This is a genomic window from Mesorhizobium vachelliae (assembly GCF_033977325.1).
GTDB classification, from domain to species: Bacteria; Pseudomonadota; Alphaproteobacteria; order Rhizobiales; family Rhizobiaceae; genus Mesorhizobium; species Mesorhizobium vachelliae.
In genome coordinates this window covers 598,408-612,214 of the sequence record NZ_JAVIIR010000003.1, presented here as the reverse complement: position 1 = coordinate 612,214, position 13,807 = coordinate 598,408, and the positions used below count along the sequence as shown (strand labels likewise).

Genomic DNA, 13,807 nt, shown 5'->3' with positions numbered 1-13,807 from the left:
ACAACGGCATTGCGCCGGCGTCCTCTTCGTGGAATGACGATACCACATCGCAGCCGCCATCCCCTTTTCAGCCGATGACCCGATCCACAGTTTTCACGCCATTCGACATTGTCGAGGGCGACCGCAAGAAAGGCGTCGTGCTTCTCGCCGATCACGCCCGCCGCGATCTCCCCGACGAGTATGGCAGCCTCGGTTTGCCGGCATCCGAATTCGATCGTCACATCGCCTATGACATCGGCGTCGAGACGGTGACGCGCGAGCTTGCGGCTGCGCTCGACGCGCCGGCCGTGCTTGCCGGTTTTTCGCGGCTTTTGATCGACCCCAACCGGGGCGAGGACGACCCCACCATGATCCGTCAGCTCTATGACGGGACCGTGGTGCCGGGAAATTATCCGATTGCCCAGGAGGAACGCGAGCGGCGGCTCGACCGTTTCTACCGGCCCTACCACGACGCCGTCGGCGCGATGATCGCGTCCGTGGCGCACGCCTCGGGCAAGGCGCCGTTCATATTCTCCGTCCATTCCTTCACGCCGGTGATGCAGGGTTTTGTCCGCCCCTGGCATGTCGGCGTCCTGTGGGACCGCGACGACCGCGTGGCGCGGCCGCTGATCGACATGCTCGCTAAGGACAAGTCCCTCGTCGTCGGCGACAACGAACCCTATGACGGCGCGCTGCGCGGTGACACCATGTTCCGCCACGCCATCGTCAACGGCTACGCCCACGCGTTGATCGAGATCCGCCAGGACCTGATCGCCGACCGCGCCGGCGCTCTCGCCTGGGCCGAGCGCCTGGCGCCCATCGTTGACGCCATCGATCGGCGTCCCGATATACATCAGGTGAAGATGTTCGGCTCGCGCACCGGGCCGGTGTGAGAAGCCGACAGTCCAGGAGTTCCCGAAATGACCGAACTCAGCGACGACCAGAAACGCGACTTCGAGGCAGCGGCCTTCCGCCGGCTGGTAGCGCATCTGCGCGAACGTGGCGATGTCCAGAACATCGACCTGATGAACCTCGCCGGCTTCTGCCGCAACTGCCTGTCCAACTGGTATCGCGAGGCCGCCGACGCCGAAGGTGTCGCGCTCTCGAAGGACGAATCGCGCGAGATCATCTACGGCATGCCCTACGCCGAATGGCAGGCGCTCAACCAGACCGAGGCGTCGGAAGCCAAGAAGGCGAAGTTCGAGGCGAGAAGGCCGAAGGATCACTGAGCTAGCGGCACGGCACCGGATTAAACGTCGGCGGGACAGCGCCCCCCTCTGGCCTGCCGGCCATCTCCCCCACTTGGGGGGAGATCGGATGTAGCGTCGACTTTCGCCAATCTCCAACGCTGCAGGATGAACGGCGCGCCGAAACCGCCAATCTCCCCCCTTGTGGGGGAGATGTCCGGCAGGACAGAGGGGGGCGCGAAGGATCGCTACCGAACGGTTTTGTCGTTTCGCTTCGACTTGGCCCACAAGCTCTGGCGGTCAGACGCTTGACTGCCGATTGAATCGATCTAATTTGCCGCTCGAAATCCACCGGCGCACCGGGTTCGAAGAATGACCTTGCAAACCACGATGCAGGCCGCGACGCGCGGCCGCTGGGCCGTCGCCGGCATCTTCCTCGCCAATGGTTTCTTGACCGGCAGCTGGGCGCCGCAGATCCCGGTGTTTCTCACCCGGCTCGACATCACCCGGTTCACGCTCGGCCTGCTCATCCTGCTGTTCGGCGTCGGCGCCGTGATTTCCATGACCTGGTGCGGCCACCTCATTTCCAGGCACGGCTCACGCACCGTGACGCGCTGGTTCGGCGTCTGCGGCAGCTTCGGTCTGCTGATCGTGGCGCTCGCGCCCAACGTCCCCCTGGCTGCGATTGCCATGCTCATCTTCGGCGGCTCGATCGGCGGCATGGATGTGGCGATGAACTCGAATGCCGTCGTCGTTGAAAGAAGGCTTTCGCGGGCGATCATGTCGTCCTCGCACGGCTTCTGGAGCCTCGGCGGCTTCGCCGGCGGCGCGCTCGGGGGCTATTCGATCCAGAACTACGGCTATCTTCCCCATGCCGTCGCGGTGACGGCGATCGCCTTTGCCGTGATCGCCTTTGCCATTCGCCATCTCATCGCCGAAGACCGGCCGCAGGCGGTCGAGCACCAGAAATTCACGCTGCCCCGGCACACGGCCGTCTACCTGGTCGGGCTGATGGCGCTGCTCACCATGATCTCGGAAGGCGCGGTGCTCGACTGGGCAGCGCTCTTCCTGCATCAGGAGCTGGGCGCCGACCTTGCGGTTGCCGGCCTCGCCTATGCCGCCTTCTCCGGCGTCATGGCGCTGATGCGTTTCCTGGGCGACGGCGTGCGCAACCGCTTTGGCGCGGTGGCGACGCTGCGCGGCTCGGCCCTGGTCGCCGCCGCTGGCATGCTGGTCGCCGGCCTCTCGCCCTCGCCTTACCTTGCCATCGCCGCCTTTGCCTTTTGCGGTTTCGGCATCGCCAACATGGTGCCGATCATCTTTTCGGCGGGCGGCAACCAGGAAGGCATGTCGTCGGGCACCGGCATGAGCGTCGTCACCACCATGGGCTATTCCGGCATATTGGTGGCCCCGTCGGCGATCGGCTTCGTCGCCGAGCATTCGAGCTTCGGTCCGATCTTCGTCGCGCTGTCCGGGCTGCTGGTCGTCGTGCTCTTGATGGCGGGCCTCGCTCACCGGGCCGAATTCGCTCCCGAGCCACTGCCGGCCGAATAGCGCTTCAGCTCCTCATGCAGGAAATCCGCCACGCGACGGATGCGCATGCTGGTGCGCACGTCGCGATGCATGGCGAGCCACACCGGCAGGACCGGCAAAGGCACGTCCGGCAGCAGCTTCTCCAGGGCCGGGTCACGCGTGACCAGCGGCTCCTGGCCGATGCCGATGCCGTTGCCGGTCCGCACCGCTTCCCACAGCACGATCTGGTTGTCGGTCCGGAAGCGGAAATGGCTGCGGCCGACCGGAATGCCGAACGCGGTGAAGCCGCGAATGATCTCGTCGCTGCGGTCGAAGCCGACCAGGGCGTGCCCGGCGAGGTCGGCGGGTGTTTCGGGGTGGCCGCGCCGGTCGAGATAGGCGCTTGCCGCACATAGGCGGAGCGGTATGTCGGTGACCTTGCGCGCCACCAGCTCGTTCTGCGCCGGCCTGACCATGCGGATGGCGATGTCGGCATCGCGGCGCAGAAGGTTCTCGACCTGGTTCGAGGCGACGATCTCCACCTCGATGCCCGGCTCCTCCTCGCCGAGACGCGCCATCATGTCCGGCAGCACGAAGGCAGCGACGACCTCGCTAGCCGCGATGCGCACCGTGCCCTCGATCGCTTCGACCGAACCCAGCGCCAGCAGCGAGAACGCATTGGCCTGCTCGCTGACCGCCCGCCCGCGCTCATAGAGCGTGCTGCCGGCTTCCGTCAGCTCGTAGCCACGCCGCCCGCGCCGGAACAGCGTCACGCCAAGCGCCTGCTCCAGCTCGCCGATATGGCGGCCCAGCGTCGGCTGGCTGGCCGCCAGCCTGCGCGCCGCCGCCGAGAGACTGCCGGTCTCGGCGACCGCGACAAAACTCTTGATCAGGTTCCAGTCGAATTCTTTCATTCATTTTTGAATAACAGAACGCCGAAGAAGGTCAATTTCAATTCGATCATGAAGGCACCAGATTAGCCGGACAAACGCAAACAACGGAGAGAACACATGACCAAGATCGCAATCCTCGGTGCCAATGGCCGGCTCGGCCGCGTGGTTGGCAAGGCGTTCATCGACGCCGGCTTCGACGTCCGCGCCGTCACCCGCACCGGCAAGGTGCCGGCGGAACTGAAGGGCGCAACGGCCGTTGCCGGCGACGCGCTCGACCGCCAATCCCTGATCCGCGCAACGCAAGGCGTCGACATCATCTTCAACGGACTGAACCCGCTCTACACCGACTGGGGCAAGTGCATGCCGATGGCCGAGAACGTCATGGCCGCCTGCCGCGAGAACGGCGCGCTGCATCTCTTCCCGGGCACCGTCTACAATTACGGCTCGCCGATGCCGCAGGTGATCACCGAGGAGACGCCGTTCCATCCGACCACCGAGAAGGGCCGCATCCGCTGCGCCATGGAAGCGCTGTTCCGCGGCGAGGCCGAAGCCGGTCGGGTGCGCACCATCGTGCTCAGGGCGGGCGATTTCTTCGGCGGCACCGGCAGCGGCTCCTGGTTCGATCTCGTCGTCGCCGCCAAGATGGAAAAGGGCGTCTACACCGCGCCCGGCCCGGCCGACCTGACCCATGAATGGGCCTATCTGCCGGACTTCGCCGTCGCCTTCGTCGGCTTGGCGAAGAACCTCAACAAAACGGGCTTCTTCGAGGCCATCAACTTCCCTGGACATGCCATCACCGACCTCGACATGAAGGCCGCGGCCGAGAGGGCGCTGGGCCGCAAGCTGAAGCTCTCCTTCATGCCCTGGTGGGTGCTGAAAGCCGGCAGCCCGTTCGTGGCCATGTGGCGCGAGATCGTCACGATGTCTTATCTGCGCTTCGAGGCGCACCGGCTGGTGTCGGCGCGGCTGGTTGAGGTCATCGGCGAAGTCCCGCACACACCCCTCGACCAGGCGGTCAGGGAGGCGCTGCAGGATATTGGTATCGCAGTGGAGTCGTCGCATCTGGCTGCTTGATCGACAGATGCATAAGAAAACGGCCGGGCCTTCGGGCCCGCCGAAACGCGTTGAAGATCAGATCCGGCCCATCAGGAGCAGGATCAGCAGCACAATCAGGATGACACCGACGATACCGGATGGCCCGTAACCCCAGGAGCGCGAATGCGGCCATGCCGGCACCGCGCCGATCAGGATCAGAACCAGTATGATTACGAGAAGTGTCGTAATGGTCATGAGAAGCCCTCGCCGGCTAGAGCAATTCCAGGAAAAGTGTGAGCGGTTTTCCGTCCGGAATTGCGTAAAAATGGGTGGAGCGGTTCGCCGTTTCCGTGAAACGGTGAAACGCTCTGGTAGAACTGAGGGACAATGCAAAAAGCCGCCCGGTTGTTCCCGGGCGGCTTTTGTCCTTGGAGTTGTGAAACCGCTCTATTCCGCGGCTTTCGGGAAGGCCTCCGCCGGCTCAACGCCGGCTTCCGTGACCGGCTCGTCGGTCGTGACCTTGCCCTTGCCGCGCCGGAACAGGCGGCCGAGCCAGTTGCGCCGCTGGCCGGGCTTCACCTTGGCGCGGGTGAACACCATCAGCATCGACGGCGTCACCACCAGCGTCAGCAGTGTGGCGAAGGACAGGCCGAAGACGATCGCCGAGGACAGCGAGATCCACCATTGCGTCGACGGCGCGTTGATCGTCGTCTCGTGATGGAAGATTTCGAGACCGAGGCCGAAGGCGATCGGCAGCACGCCGAGGATGGCCGACACCGCCGTCAGCACCACCGGACGGGCGCGCTCGCGGCAGGTCTGCAGCACGGCGTCCATCTTGTCCCAGCCTTCCTCGCGCAGACGGTCATAGGTGTCGATCAGCACGATGTTGTTGTTCACCACCACGCCGGCCAGCGCGATGACGCCGATGCCCGACATGACGATGCCGAAGGCCTCGCCCGTCAGCAGCAATCCGAGGAAAACGCCGATCGTCGCCATGACCACGCAGGACAAGACAAGCCACACGCTGGTGAACTTGTTGAACTGCGCAAGCAGCACCAGGAAGATCAGGAAGATCGCGGCGCCGAAGGCCTTGCCGAGGAAGGCGCTGGCTTCCGCGCTGTCCTCGTTGGAGCCGGCAAGCTTCCAGCGGATGCCGCTGCCGAGACCCATGTCGGCGACGGCCTTGGTGACCTGCTCCTGCACCGCCGCGACCTGCGCGCCGGCGCTGACATTGGCCTGCACAACCACGGTGCGCGCGCCGTCGATACGGTTCAGGATGCCGACGGTCGGCTCCGGCTTGCGCACAACGAAGTTGGAGATCGGCACCGACCCTTGCGAAGTCTGTACCCGAAGCTCGTCGAGCGTCGACAGCGTGCGCCGGTCTTCCGGCAGGCGCAGCCGTATGTCGACCGCCTTGTCGGCGCCGGCCGGCCGATATTCCGACAGCTTGAGACCGTTGGTCACCAATTGCACCACCGTGCCGACCGAAGTCGGGCTAATGCCGTATTGCGCCGCCTTGGCGCGGTCGACCTCGATTGCCCAGTCGACGCCGGGCGGCGGCAGGCCGTCCGAGATGTCGATGACATTGGGTATCTTGGCGATGCGTGCCGCAACCGCGCGCGCCTTGTCGTCGAGCCCGGCCGGATCGGCGGCCGACAGTCGGATCTGGATGGGCTTTCCGGTCGGCGGGCCGGCTTCCGGCACGCGCACCTCGACATCGACGCCGGGAATGCCGGCCATGACGCCGCGCAGGTCGTCAAGGATCTGGTTGGCGGACTTGCGCTGGCGCCAGTCGACGAACTCGTACTGGATGACGCCGACCACGTCCTCGGGAATGTCCTGGCCGCCGCCCTGCGTCTTGCCGACGCGCGTATAGACCGATTTCACGCCGGGCCAACCGAGCAGCCGGTTTTCCGCCGTCTTCGTCGCCGCGTCCATTTCCGCCAGCGAAAGATTGCCGCGGGCATGCACATAGAGCAGGCCGTAGTCCGGCTCGACGCTGGGGAAGAACTCGACGCCGGCGCCATATTTCGAATAGGCGAAGCCGACGCCGACCAAAAGGCCGACGGTGAGCAGGATGACGGTGATCGGGAAGCGCACCGCCTGCTTGACCACGGCCATGTACCAGCCGTCGCGATTGCCCTCCTCATGATGCTCCGGCGCCTTGGCGAATATGGCGCCGAGCGTCGGCGCGAAGACCAGCGCGTAGAGCATCGAGGCCGACAGCGTCACGATCAGCGTGATCGGCATGTACTTCATGAAGTCGCCGATGATGCCGGGCCAGAAAAGCAGCGGCGAGAAGGCGGCGATGCGCGTCATCGTCGCCGCGATGACCGGGCCGGCCATGCGCTTGGCGGCCAGCGCGAAGGCGTCCGCCTTCGGCATGCCCTCGCTCATGCGCCGTTCGGCGAATTCGGTGACGATGATGGCATCGTCCACCAGCATGCCGACCGCCAGGATAAGGCTGAACAGCACGATCATGTTGATCGTGTAGCCCATCATGGCGAGCAGCAGGATGCCCATCAGGAAGGACGACGGGATGGCAAGGCCGATGAGCAGCGAGGCTCGCCCCGACAGCGCGTAGAGGATGACGATGAACACGAGGATGACCGCGATCATCACATGATTCTGCAGGTCGCCGAGCAGTTGGTTGACGAAGACGGACTTGTCCTGCGTGTAAGTGACGTGCATCCCCTCGGGCATCGTCTTGATAAAGGTGTCGGACACCTGTCTGACATGGGTCAGCGTATCGATCAGATTGGCACCGATGCGCTTCTTCACTTCGATGGCGATGGCCGGCTTGCCGTCGAGGCGGGTGACCGTCTCGGCGTCCTTGAAGGTCGAGCGGATGGTGGCGACGTCCTTGGCCTGCACCACGGCGTTCGGCGTGGCAACCACCGGCAGGTTGGCGACATCCTCCGGCGTCACGATCAGCGACGGCACCTTGACCGCGTATTTGCCTTCCGCGCCCTCCAGATTGCCTGCCGCGACCAGGCTGTTGGAGGCGCCGACACCCTGGATCACCTGGTCGAGCTGCAGCCCGTAGGAGGAAAGCTTCACCGGATCGATGACCACTTCGACCAGATCGTCGCGCGCGCCCTGCAGCGAGCCTTCGAGCACGCCGGGCACTTCCTCGATGCGGTCGCGCAGCTCGCGCGCGGCGGACGTCAACACGCGTTCCGGCACATCGCCGGAAAGCGTGACGACGAGCACCGGGAATTCCGAGACGTTGACCTCGTTGACCGTCGGCTCCTCGGCCGCCTGCGGCAGGTCGGCCTTGGCGTCCTGCACCTTGCTGCGCGTATCCTGCAGCGCCGTTGCGAGATCCGTCTGCGGCTGGAACTCGACCAGCACGTAGCCGCCGCCCTGGAAGGCGGCCGAGCGCATCTCCTTGAGCCCTTTGAGGCTCTTGAGCTTGCTTTCCATCGGCCTCAGCAGCAGGCGCTCGGAATCCTCCGGCGAGATGCCCTGATAGATCAGGCTGACATACATCATCGGAATCGGAACGTCGGGCTCCGCTTCCTTCGGCGTCGACTGATAGGCGACCCAGCCCGCGACGAGCAGGAACAGCAGCGCCGATATCGTGAGGCGGGCGTTGTTGATGGCGAGTCTGACGATATCCATGACTTCGGCCTGTTATTTTTTCGGAGGCTGCGGACCGCCATCGCCGGGCTGGCCCGGCGACCGACGCGTCGTGCTTTACTGCGTGCCGGCGGTGGCTTCGCCGATCAGCTTGTTGATGGTCGCCTGGTCGGCCTCGACGGGCTTCACCTGGTCGCCTTCCTTCACCAGCTCCTGGCCGGCGACGATGATGCGCGCATCTTGCGGAATGCCGCCCAGCACCAGGCCGTGCGGCGTGTCGTCGACGAGGTCGATCGGGAAGAAGGCCACCTTGTCGTCCTTGCCGACGGCGCGGATGCCGAGGTCGCCCTTGTCGCCCAGCGTCACCACCGAACGCGGCAGCATGACCGCGTTGGTCGGCTCGGCGCTGAGCGTGATCTCGGCCGTCATGCCGGCGGGGATGGACCCGTCGGCATTGGGGATCGCCACCTCGACGCGGAAGGTGCGGGTCTGCGCCGAGGCATCGCGGCTGATATAGCGCACCGTGCCGGTGACCTTCTGGTCGTTGACCAGGCGCACATCGGCCTCGTCTCCGATCTTGACGTAGCGCAGGTCGCGCTCGCTGATCTCGCCGCGCGCGATCACCGGGTCGAGCTTCAGGATCGTCGCCACCTCGCCGCCCTGCATCACCGAGCTGCCGAGCTCCACCGGAATGCGGTCGATGACGCCGTCGAAGGGCGCCTTGACCTCGTTGCGGTCGAGTTCGGCCTGGGCGGTGTCGAGCTGCGATTGCGCGAGCGTCAGGTTGGAGCGGGCGGTGTCGAGCTGCAGCTTCGGCAGATTGCCTGTCTTGGCCAGCCGCTCGGCAGCGTCGAGCTCCGCCTTGCGCTGCACCAGCAGCTGCTTGGCGTTGTCGACATTGGAGATCTTCTCCTCGGCCGCGAGCATCAGCACCAGGTCACCGGTCTTCACGTGATCGCCCTGCTTGACCGGCAGCTTTTCGATGACGCCGGCGACACGCGTCGCCAGCACGGCGCGCTTGTCGGCCTCGGTCAGGCCGGAGATGCGGATGGCGCGCGCGAAGGTCTTGCGCGGTGGGGTGACCACCGCGACGGTGCGAGGCGCGGCCTTCGGCTCGGCCTCGGCCTTGTTCGGCTTGGCGGCCTCCGGCTTGCCGGCGTCAGTCTTTTTGTCGGTGGTAACCGACTTGTCCGCGGCGCTGCCGACGGACGAGAACTCGCCCGTCCCCATCCAGGCCGCGAATCCGATGAGCACGGCAATGGCTGCAAGCTTGTGAAACCTGATTTTCGGCATCGTCATTTTTCCGTTGCAGGACCTGGCGAGGTCGGCGCTTCCGACTCGGGCGCGCGGCCGATATGGGTGTGCGCGGGGCTTAGTTCAATTTGCCGTGATCGGCGGACGCGCGCTTCTAGCTGAAAGTTGCGGCGCAATATAGTCGGAAAAGTTACGGGAACATTGCAGCTTGGAACGCTGTGCCTCGACAAAGGCCCGCTTTTCTGCCAGCCGGCTGGCGCTTTTGCGGGCGCCGACAGGTTTCCCCGAGGTTACTGGCAGCAGCCGTCAGCATGATGCGAAAAACCTTCCATAGCCGGCGACAATCGCTTGGTTGGAGCGCGGTCACCCCCCGCTATGCTCCGGTTGAAGCTGTCAAGTGATGAGATTGAGCAGCCGGAAGATCCGCTCGAATGTCCTGCCATAAGGCGGGCGCAGCAGGCTGCCGGCGCTGAGCTTCGACTGGATGAAGATCGGCTTTTCCTTGCTGAAGGTGCGGAACCCCCATTCGCCGTGATAGGCGCCGGTGCCGCTCTCGCCGACGCCGCCGAAGGGCTGCCGCTCCTGCACCAGATGCAACATGCAATCGTTGACCGTGACGCCGCCGGCCACCGTCTCGCGCATCACCCTTTGGCGGTTGGCGCTGTCGCTGCCGAACCAATAGAGCGCCAGCGGACGCTCGCTCCGGTTCACATGCTCGATGGCCTCGTCGACCGTGCCATATTCGACGATCGGCAGCACCGGCCCGAAGATCTCCTCGCGCATCAGCCGCAGATTTTCGCCGGCATTGCGCACCAGCACGGGCGCCATCTTGCGGTCGGTGACGCCGAGCGTCTCGTTCGCCGGGTTGACCTCGATGATGTCGGCGCCGCTGTCGCGCGCCTCGGCGACCATGTCGCCAAGCCGCCGGTGATGCCGCTCGCTGACGATCGCCGTATAGTCGCGATTGTCGCCGAGGCGCGGATAGAGCTTGGCGATCGCCGCGACGAACTTGGCCGCGATCTCCGCACCCTGCCCTTGCGGGACCATGAGGTAATCGGGCGCGATGCAGGTCTGGCCGGCGTTGAGCAATTTGCCATAGGCGACGCTGGCGACGGCCGCGTCGAGATCGCAGGAGGGATCGAAGATCGCCGGCGACTTGCCGCCGAGCTCGAGCGTCACCGGCGTCAGATTGGCGGCGGCGGCCAGCGCCACCTGACGACCGACGACGGTCGAGCCGGTGAACAGGAGATGGTCGAACGGCAGCGACACGAAGGCCTTGCCGACCTCGGCGTCGCCAACCATTACGCTGACCTCGTCGGCGTCGAAATATTTTTCGACTAGGCTGGCGAGCAGGTCCGAGAATGTCGGCGTCAGTTCCGACGGCTTGATCATGACGCGATTGCCGGCAGCGAGTGCCGCGGTCGCCGGCGCGACGGCGAGCTGGAAAGGATAGTTCCAGGGCGAGACGATGCCGACGACGCCGAGCGGCTGCGGCAGGAGGCGGTTGCGTCCCGGCAGGAATGGCAGGCTGGTCGCGACGCCGCGCTCGCGCATCCAGGCGCCGAGATGCGACAGGGCATGCCTGATGCCGGCGCGCACCACGAACAGCTCGGCAAGCCGCGTTTCCTCAGCCGAGCGGGCGGAGAAATCGCTGTCGATCGCGGCACATATCTCGGCGTCGTGCTTTTCGGTGAGCGCGAGCAGGCGCTTCAGCCGGTCCTTGCGCACGTCCAGCGTCGGGAACGGCTCCTTCTCGAAGGCCCTGCATTGCGCTTCAAACCTGACCCCAAGAGCGTTCTGTCTGGTCTGCAGCATCGCGACCTCTCCTTTACGTTCAGGTAAGTTACATCGCCCCGAAAACCGAATCCAGCATTGCCCCAGGTTCCGTTGGGGAATGCTCCAGCGATTGCCCCGAGCCAAGCACACCCAGCCATGCCTTTGGCGGTCCGCAAACGGCCCTTTTCGCCGTTCATGTATCGATTGGGCATCGGCGATGGCGCGGCTCCTGCAAAAACAGCAAGATCGGTCGAGCGCCTCATGTCCGCGCGGCTTAGCTGGTGCTGCCACGGAGAATAAAACGATGAAGGCGGCGGTTCAAAACCACCATGCCCGGATGCGGCGGGTGCTAGATCACATAGACCGGCATCTGGACGACGATCTGGACCTGGACGCGCTGAGCGGCGTCGCGGCCTATTCGAAATATCATTTCCACCGGCAGTTTACGGCGACCTTCGGGCTGTCCGTGCACCGCTATATCCAGCTCGCCCGCATGAAGCGCGCTTCATTCAGGCTGGGCCACGCGGACGCCGAAAGCGTCACGGATATAGCGATGGATGCCGGCTACGACGCACCGGATGCCTTCGCCCGCGCCTTTCGTCAACGGTGCGGGCAATCGCCTTCCACGTTCCGGAGATCTCCCGACTGGGGGTCGTGGCTGATGGCCTTCGGGCCGCTCGACAACGCCAGGAGAAAACTCATGCAGATCATCTTTACACCGGAAGACGTGACGATCCGCGACGTGCCGCCCACCCCGGTGGCGATCATGGAGCATCGCGGGGATCGGGCAACGCTCGGCGACACCATCCAGCGCTTCATCGCCTGGCGCAAGGCAGCCGGCCTGTCGCCCGAAACCAGCCCGACCTTCAACGTCTTCCGTTCCGAGAGATGCCCCGCTGTCGCGGCCGACTACAGCATGGACATCTGCGTCGGCACCGACCAGCCGATCGCGGCGGACGACGAGCAGATGAAGGCCGGCGTGATCCCCGGCGGGCGCTGCGCCGTGCTGCGCTATCCCGGCAACACCAACAATCTGGAGCCGGCCGCGCTCTACCTTTATCGGGAATGGCTTCCGGCCAGCGGCGAGGAAGCGCGCGACTTTCCAATCTATTGCCAGCGGCGGCTGTCCTTCCTCCCGGAACTGTCGGTGCCCGAGATCGTGGTCGAGCTCTTTCTGCCGCTGAAATAGCGCGGCGGGAACGCGGTCTCTCTCTCCGTTCGCAAGGAACGGACCGGCCGCCATTCAACCAATCCCGATCAGGCGCGGCGCCGCGCGGATTCCGGCTTGATGCGCGCGGCGAGGAATTCCTTGACGCGCCTCCCCGGCGCCGGACCGCGCAGCGGTTTGAAACCATCGTCGAGCTCGCCTGAGAGATCGAGTGTCGGCCGCTGGCCGACAGCGTCGTAGTTTTCTTCCAGCCAGTCGCTGGCGGCGCTGCGGCCGAGGTCGCGCAGATAGGCGATGAAAGCCCATTCGGCATTGACCTTGGACGAGGCGGACAGGTCCTTGAAGGCCTCGTCGGCATCGATGCGGTGCATGCGGATGTCGCGATATTCGCCATGCGGCAGGCGCCCGGCCGCGATCAGCTCCTTGACGAAGGCGATCGAGCGGAATTCGCGCAGCAGCCCAGCGTTGAAGGTGATCTCGTCGATGCGGTTCTGGATCTCGTTGGCGCTTTTCGGCGTGCCTTCGCGCACGACCGGGTTGATCTGCACCAGGAGCACGTCCTCGGTCGCCGCCGTCTTGAAGAACGGATAGAGCGCAGGGTTGCCGCCATAGCCGCCATCCCAATAGGGCACGCCCTTGATCTCGACGGCGCGGAACAATTGCGGCAGGCAGGCGGAAGCCATCACAGTGTCGAGGTCGATCTCGCCGTCGGAGAAGACGCGCAACTGTCCGGTCTCGACATTGGTCGCCGAGATGAACAGCTCCATCGACTTGCAGGCGCGTACATTGTCGAAGTCGATCTCCTTCGCCACCACGTCGCGCAGCGGGTTGAGGCCGAGCGGGTTGGCGACATAGGGGGAGAACACCCGCGACATCGTGTCGAAGAAGACATAGCCGGGCGTGTTCTCGATCGACCAGTTGCCCCAGACCACGTCCCAGGGCATGCGCTGCACCGGGCTGAAGCGGCCCTTCGCGGCCACCGCCCGCCAGAAATCGTCGAGCTTCTTTCGCGCGCCTTCCACGCCGCCCCGGACAAAGCCGTCGGCCAGCGCGACCGCGTTCATGGCGCCGGCGCTGGTGCCGGACACCGCCGCGATCTCCAGCCGCCCATCCTCCAGCAGCCGGTCGAGCACGCCCCAGGAAAAAGCGCCATGCGAGCCGCCGCCCTGGAGCGCGACGTTGATCTTCTTCTTTTCCTCCGCCTTGCCGTTCTTCGCCATGGCGTTCCTTGTCTCGATGCGCCGGTCTGCCGCCACGTCATTTGGGCGGAGCCGGCGCGGTCAGTCTATGTTGCAGTGCAACATATAAGGGCGGACCAAGGCAAGAACACGAACACACAAGCGTGATCGGATGAAATTTTGATCGTGGCGGGCTCTTTCCTCGCCCCACGAAAGTGGGGAGAGGTGGCCCGGCGCAGCCGG

The 13,807-nt window shown here is 65.1% G+C and carries 11 protein-coding genes; 5 read left to right on the top strand and 6 right to left on the bottom strand.

The features are described from left to right. The first annotated feature begins 74 nt into the window (after positions 1-74). The 3 genes from RFM41_RS09885 to RFM41_RS09875 all read left to right on the top strand — a co-directional run bounded on the left by RFM41_RS09885 (position 75) and on the right by RFM41_RS09875 (position 2,720). Positions 75-872: an N-formylglutamate amidohydrolase gene (locus RFM41_RS09885; RefSeq protein ID WP_320247052.1), complete on the top strand. Its 798-nt coding sequence runs from the start codon at positions 75-77 to the stop codon at positions 870-872. A 27-nt stretch (positions 873-899) separates the two neighbouring features. Beyond that, positions 900-1,208: a DUF1244 domain-containing protein gene (locus RFM41_RS09880; protein ID WP_320247054.1), complete on the top strand. Its 309-nt coding sequence runs from the start codon at positions 900-902 to the stop codon at positions 1,206-1,208. Positions 1,209-1,538: 330 nt separating this feature from the next. Next, complete coding sequence (locus RFM41_RS09875) at positions 1,539-2,720, top strand: MFS transporter (RefSeq protein WP_320247056.1); 1,182 nt, start codon at positions 1,539-1,541, stop codon at positions 2,718-2,720. On the opposite strand, the gene RFM41_RS09870 is transcribed toward RFM41_RS09875, so the two are convergent. Continuing rightward, positions 2,678-3,592, bottom strand: coding sequence for a LysR family transcriptional regulator (locus RFM41_RS09870; RefSeq protein WP_320247058.1), 915 nt, complete (start codon positions 3,590-3,592; stop codon positions 2,678-2,680). The two genes, RFM41_RS09875 and RFM41_RS09870, sit on opposite strands and share 43 nt — an antisense overlap. 96 nt (positions 3,593-3,688) lie before the next feature. Between RFM41_RS09870 and RFM41_RS09865 the strand changes: the two genes are divergently transcribed. Next, a complete protein-coding gene (locus tag RFM41_RS09865) occupies positions 3,689-4,645 on the top strand; it encodes an SDR family oxidoreductase (RefSeq protein WP_320247059.1) in 957 nt (318 codons plus the stop codon). 57 nt (positions 4,646-4,702) lie between these two features. Here RFM41_RS09865 and RFM41_RS09860 read toward each other — a convergent pair whose 3' ends face one another. The 4 genes from RFM41_RS09860 to RFM41_RS09845 form a co-directional block, all read right to left on the bottom strand. Further along, the gene (locus tag RFM41_RS09860) at positions 4,703-4,861 is read right to left on the bottom strand and encodes a DUF3309 family protein (RefSeq protein ID WP_320247061.1); all 159 of its coding nucleotides are present in this window, start codon (positions 4,859-4,861) and stop codon (positions 4,703-4,705) included. Between the two features lie 192 nt (positions 4,862-5,053). Continuing rightward, a complete protein-coding gene (locus tag RFM41_RS09855) occupies positions 5,054-8,230 on the bottom strand; it encodes an efflux RND transporter permease subunit (protein WP_320247063.1) in 3,177 nt (1,058 codons plus the stop codon). A gap of 75 nt (positions 8,231-8,305) precedes the next feature. After that, on the bottom strand, positions 8,306-9,481 hold the full coding sequence (locus RFM41_RS09850; protein WP_320247065.1) for an efflux RND transporter periplasmic adaptor subunit: 1,176 nt from the start codon (positions 9,479-9,481) through the stop codon (positions 8,306-8,308). Between the two features lie 354 nt (positions 9,482-9,835). Then, entirely contained in the window at positions 9,836-11,257 is a 1,422-nt protein-coding gene (locus RFM41_RS09845) for a coniferyl aldehyde dehydrogenase (protein WP_320247066.1), read from the bottom strand. Between the two features lie 265 nt (positions 11,258-11,522). Between RFM41_RS09845 and RFM41_RS09840 the strand changes: the two genes are divergently transcribed. After that, entirely contained in the window at positions 11,523-12,407 is an 885-nt protein-coding gene (locus RFM41_RS09840) for an AraC family transcriptional regulator (RefSeq protein WP_320248063.1), read from the top strand. A 68-nt stretch (positions 12,408-12,475) separates the two neighbouring features. Here the strand turns inward: RFM41_RS09840 and RFM41_RS09835 are convergent, their stop codons facing one another. Beyond that, the gene (locus RFM41_RS09835) at positions 12,476-13,606 is read right to left on the bottom strand and encodes a patatin-like phospholipase family protein (protein ID WP_320247067.1); all 1,131 of its coding nucleotides are present in this window, start codon (positions 13,604-13,606) and stop codon (positions 12,476-12,478) included. Positions 13,607-13,807: the final 201 nt, after the last annotated feature.

Coding starts and splice junctions, on each gene's coding strand:
- RFM41_RS09870 (WP_320247058.1), bottom strand. CDS start 3,592: ATGAAAGAATTCGACTGGAACCTGATCAAGAGTTTTGTCGCGGTCGCC.
- RFM41_RS09845 (WP_320247066.1), bottom strand. CDS start 11,257: ATGCTGCAGACCAGACAGAACGCTCTTGGGGTCAGGTTTGAAGCGCAA.
- RFM41_RS09855 (WP_320247063.1), bottom strand. CDS start 8,230: ATGGATATCGTCAGACTCGCCATCAACAACGCCCGCCTCACGATATCG.
- RFM41_RS09875 (WP_320247056.1), top strand. CDS start 1,539: ATGACCTTGCAAACCACGATGCAGGCCGCGACGCGCGGCCGCTGGGCC.
- RFM41_RS09850 (WP_320247065.1), bottom strand. CDS start 9,481: ATGCCGAAAATCAGGTTTCACAAGCTTGCAGCCATTGCCGTGCTCATC.
- RFM41_RS09885 (WP_320247052.1), top strand. CDS start 75: ATGACCCGATCCACAGTTTTCACGCCATTCGACATTGTCGAGGGCGAC.
- RFM41_RS09880 (WP_320247054.1), top strand. CDS start 900: ATGACCGAACTCAGCGACGACCAGAAACGCGACTTCGAGGCAGCGGCC.
- RFM41_RS09865 (WP_320247059.1), top strand. CDS start 3,689: ATGACCAAGATCGCAATCCTCGGTGCCAATGGCCGGCTCGGCCGCGTG.
- RFM41_RS09835 (WP_320247067.1), bottom strand. CDS start 13,606: ATGGCGAAGAACGGCAAGGCGGAGGAAAAGAAGAAGATCAACGTCGCG.
- RFM41_RS09840 (WP_320248063.1), top strand. CDS start 11,523: ATGAAGGCGGCGGTTCAAAACCACCATGCCCGGATGCGGCGGGTGCTA.
- RFM41_RS09860 (WP_320247061.1), bottom strand. CDS start 4,861: ATGACCATTACGACACTTCTCGTAATCATACTGGTTCTGATCCTGATC.